The 3282-nt window shown below is 63.0% G+C and carries 3 protein-coding genes and 1 pseudogene; 3 read left to right on the top strand and 1 reads right to left on the bottom strand.

Going from position 1 to position 3282, the window contains the following annotated elements:
* The 3 genes from ACWEO7_RS38770 to ACWEO7_RS38760 all read left to right on the top strand — a co-directional run.
* A partial coding sequence (locus ACWEO7_RS38770; protein ID WP_452430734.1) for an amino acid permease occupies positions 1-468 on the top strand: 468 nt, incomplete at its 5' end.
* Positions 469-713: 245 nt separating this feature from the next.
* Positions 714-1016, top strand: coding sequence for a transposase (locus ACWEO7_RS38765; protein WP_452430732.1), 303 nt, complete (start codon positions 714-716; stop codon positions 1014-1016).
* Between the two features lie 985 nt (positions 1017-2001).
* Positions 2002-2343 carry a DoxX family protein gene (locus ACWEO7_RS38760; protein WP_452430730.1) on the top strand — a complete coding sequence of 114 codons (342 nt, stop codon included), beginning with the start codon at positions 2002-2004 and terminating at the stop codon, positions 2341-2343.
* Positions 2344-3156: 813 nt separating this feature from the next.
* Here ACWEO7_RS38760 and ACWEO7_RS38755 read toward each other — a convergent pair.
* A pseudogene (locus ACWEO7_RS38755) lies at positions 3157-3282 on the bottom strand (LmrA/YxaF family transcription factor); the annotation flags it as partial.

The following is a 3282-nucleotide window of genomic DNA, read 5'->3' as shown; positions in this document are numbered from 1 at the left end:
GCCCTCGCCGGGCTCACCACGGTGGTCATGGTGATGTATCTCGGGCAGACCCGGGTGCTGTTCGCGATGTCGCGTGACGGGCTGATGCCGCGCAAACTCTCGCACACCGGCAAGAACGGCACGCCGGTGCGGGTCACCGTCATCGTCGGCGTGGCGTGCGCGCTGCTGGCCGGGTTCGTGGACTTCGGCACGCTGGAGGAGATGAACAACATCGGGACGCTGTTCGCGTTCGTGCTGGTGTCGATCGGTGTGCTCATCCTGCGACGCACGCGTCCGGACCTGCCGCGTGGATTCCGGGTTCCGCTGGTACCGCTGATCCCCGTCCTGGCGGTGCTGGCGTGCGTGTGGCTGATGCTGAATCTCTCGGTGGAGACCTGGCTGCGGTTCCTGGTGTGGATGGTGATCGGGTTCGTCGTCTACTTCGCCTACTCACGGCACAACTCCTGCTACGAACGCCCGGTGACTTAGGTTAGGGCGTGTCTCATAAGCGATCGACTTGAAGGCGCCGCGGTGCGGCGGTACCGACCGCTGTGATCGAAATTATTGCCTGCGTGGGCATGTGCGGTGCGAGGTTTCCGGTAGACGGTTCAGCAACCAAGCAGAAGGCGAATCCGGAGACCTCGTGGCCAGCGAGTCGACTGCGAGGCTGGCGGGTCTGACCGAGGCCGAGTGGGCGCGGCTGGAGCTGTTGTTGCTCGTGGCACGAAGGCGGGATGAGCGCCGAAATGAACCAGCGACAGCTCATCGAGCGGAGCCGGGGGCGACCCGAACCCAGGGTGCTGTGGCGCAATCTGCCGCCGCAGTATGGTCAGTGGCGGACGGTCTACAGGCTGTTCCGCCGCTGGCAACGCGCCGGGAACTGGGGTTTCAGTCTGAAAGATGCTGCGGCTTGTGCCGACGCCGCGGGCGCGACCGGCTGGCTGGTAGGTGTGGATTCCGCGATCATGAGCGCACATCAGCATGCCGCCGGTGCCCGCCGCAACCCAGCGCTCAGCTCGAATCGCCCGGTCGGTTGAGAGCAGGGCCGCCGATCATATGCTGGACCGCTCCCCAGGCGGATGGACGACCAAGCTGACCTGGCATGTGAGCAGGGACTGCGGCCGCTGGCGATGCTCCTCCACCGGCCAGGCCGGGGGCTCTGGCTCACTCTGGCGGCCTAGCGTGATGGCCTGACGGCACGGTGCTTCGGTGAATGCAGTGAGCTGCGGTACGGAATCGGCGAAGGTCCACAGCTATCACCGTCGGACCGTCGCCGGTCTGCCGGTCGATGGCCGCCTGGTGGTCCTGCGGGGGCGGGTTCGGCGGCTGGGCCTGTCCGACCCCGCACTGCTGTCGGACCTTCGTGAGCAGGTTCCCAGCCTGCTCGAACAGTACCGGCGGCGCACTACCCGGCTGGCCGGTCAGGTGCGGGCAGTCGTGAGAGAACTGGCCGGACGAGCCGCGGTCCGGCTCCTGGCTGCCTTGCCGGTTCGGTTGTCCCCACACCGCAGTTCGGGTGCTGCTGCGGATCCGGACCTACGCCGAAGCCATCCGCCGGGCCCTGCCCGGCGCATTGTAAATCAGCGACCGCCGGCATCCGTGGCACGGCCTGGCCCGACCGGTGAGAGCAGTCGTCAGCCGCACACGGCCGGCGCTGGGCCGCGGCCGGCCCGAAATGGCAAACGCCTACGACACGGCGGTCGTACGCCTCAGCGTGGCTTACAGCAACGGCCCAATCGAGGGGGTGAACAGGAAGAAGAGCGGAGTGATGGCGCGAACCCCGGCCACCGATCATCCTGACATCGACGCGAGGAAAAGTGTAGGGATATTCCCCATACCGTGGAGCCCGAAAGGCTGAGAAGATATGTGGCAGATCATGTTGAGCAAAAGAGATAATGGATAATGTCGTTCGTCGTTCGTAGCCAGAGCACAGCTTGACGTGCTTTGAAATCGTGGCGATTTGAAGCGCTCTCGTCTGCGTGATAGGTATTTAATTTCCGACTATCAATATGTATTTTCAACGTGACACTCGCCTATAATGCCGTTCTGTTTTGGCTTACGCTAGCGCTGTCGGCTTCGGCAATTTCGAAGATCACCCATTTCGAGCAGATTTCATCCGGTCTCAAGGCATTGGATGCGCCGGAAAGTGTGATTCCACTTCTAGCGTCCTGTGAGATCGCAGGAGCAATTGGCTTACAGGCTGGTCAATCGTACCCAACTCTGGGTATGGCAGTAGCTATGGGGCTGGTGCTCTACTTCATCGGTGCGCTTGGAGTACACTTGCGCAAGAAAGACTTCAACGGCATCCCGAGCCCTGTAATTATGCTGGCTTCCGCCCTGGTTGTACTGATATCTAAGTGCTGATTCAAAGTATGCGAACTACCCGCCTGGACCACTGCGTGCTTCAAAATTCACATTTATTGATTCTTGATGCAGTAGGCTCAAGTGGCGAGTTTCAAACCGGACTCGATGCGGTTACGGCTGCGGCTCTGTCCGCCCACAATGCACCCCGCGCCGAGCCGGGATCCCATTGAATTCAATCGCAATTCCAGAAAAGACGAGGGGCGTACGGCCCTCGCCAGAAGAGGCGTTTGATTCCCCTGAGCGATCTTTATAGCAACGTATTTAAGCGCGCGTTCTCATGTGGGTCCCGGTAGCAATCGCCGAATTTCGGGCGGATACGGCGTAGCTGCTGGTCAGTGGGTGCGGGAAGTGCCGGGGCCGATGAGGCTGGTCAATTTGGGAATGGCGTGGGTGAGGATTTGAAGTAGCGCCGCAGGTTTCGACCCTGCGGTGAAGCAACGTGGTCATGAGTTCGAGCAGGCTTGCGCCGGATTCGCCGGGGTGTGTCAAGCCGTGCATGTCCCAGCCGGGGCCGGTCCATCGGCGGCGAGTGGATTGCGGGTCTGGCCGTAGGAGAGCCGAGCAATCTGGTGTCGGCGCAGATGTCCCGTTCGGCGAGGTATTTGCCGGGTCCTGGGCGGCGGTGGGTCACGAATACAGGTCCGCGGGTGCGGCCCGGCAGTAGCCGGGCGGTGCCGGCGTTCCAGTGCGCGAGTTGAATGTGCCCGGCGCTCGAAAGGTGCCGCCCGAGGCTGCGATCGGGTTCGTGCCGGCGAAGTGGCGCGGCTACCTTGAGGATGCCCGCAACTCCGGCCGTGCCACAGCGTATCGGCAGGCGATGACTTCGGCGGCGACGTCGCGCAGTGCGGGTTCGCTGTCGGCGATCTCACCCGCGACGGTGCCGACCGGGCACATGTTGAGCCAGCCGGTCTGCTCGATCTGTTCGGCGGCCGCCGCGAA

Source organism: Nocardia sp. NPDC004260 (assembly GCF_053603155.1).
Note: the sequence above shows the minus strand (reverse complement) of the source record. Positions and strands in the feature narration are given on the sequence as shown.

Bases quoted from the DNA above. Each gene is read 5' to 3' on its own strand.
- ACWEO7_RS38765 (WP_452430732.1), top strand. From the start codon at position 714: ATGAGCGCCGAAATGAACCAGCGACAGCTCATCGAGCGGAGCCGGGGG.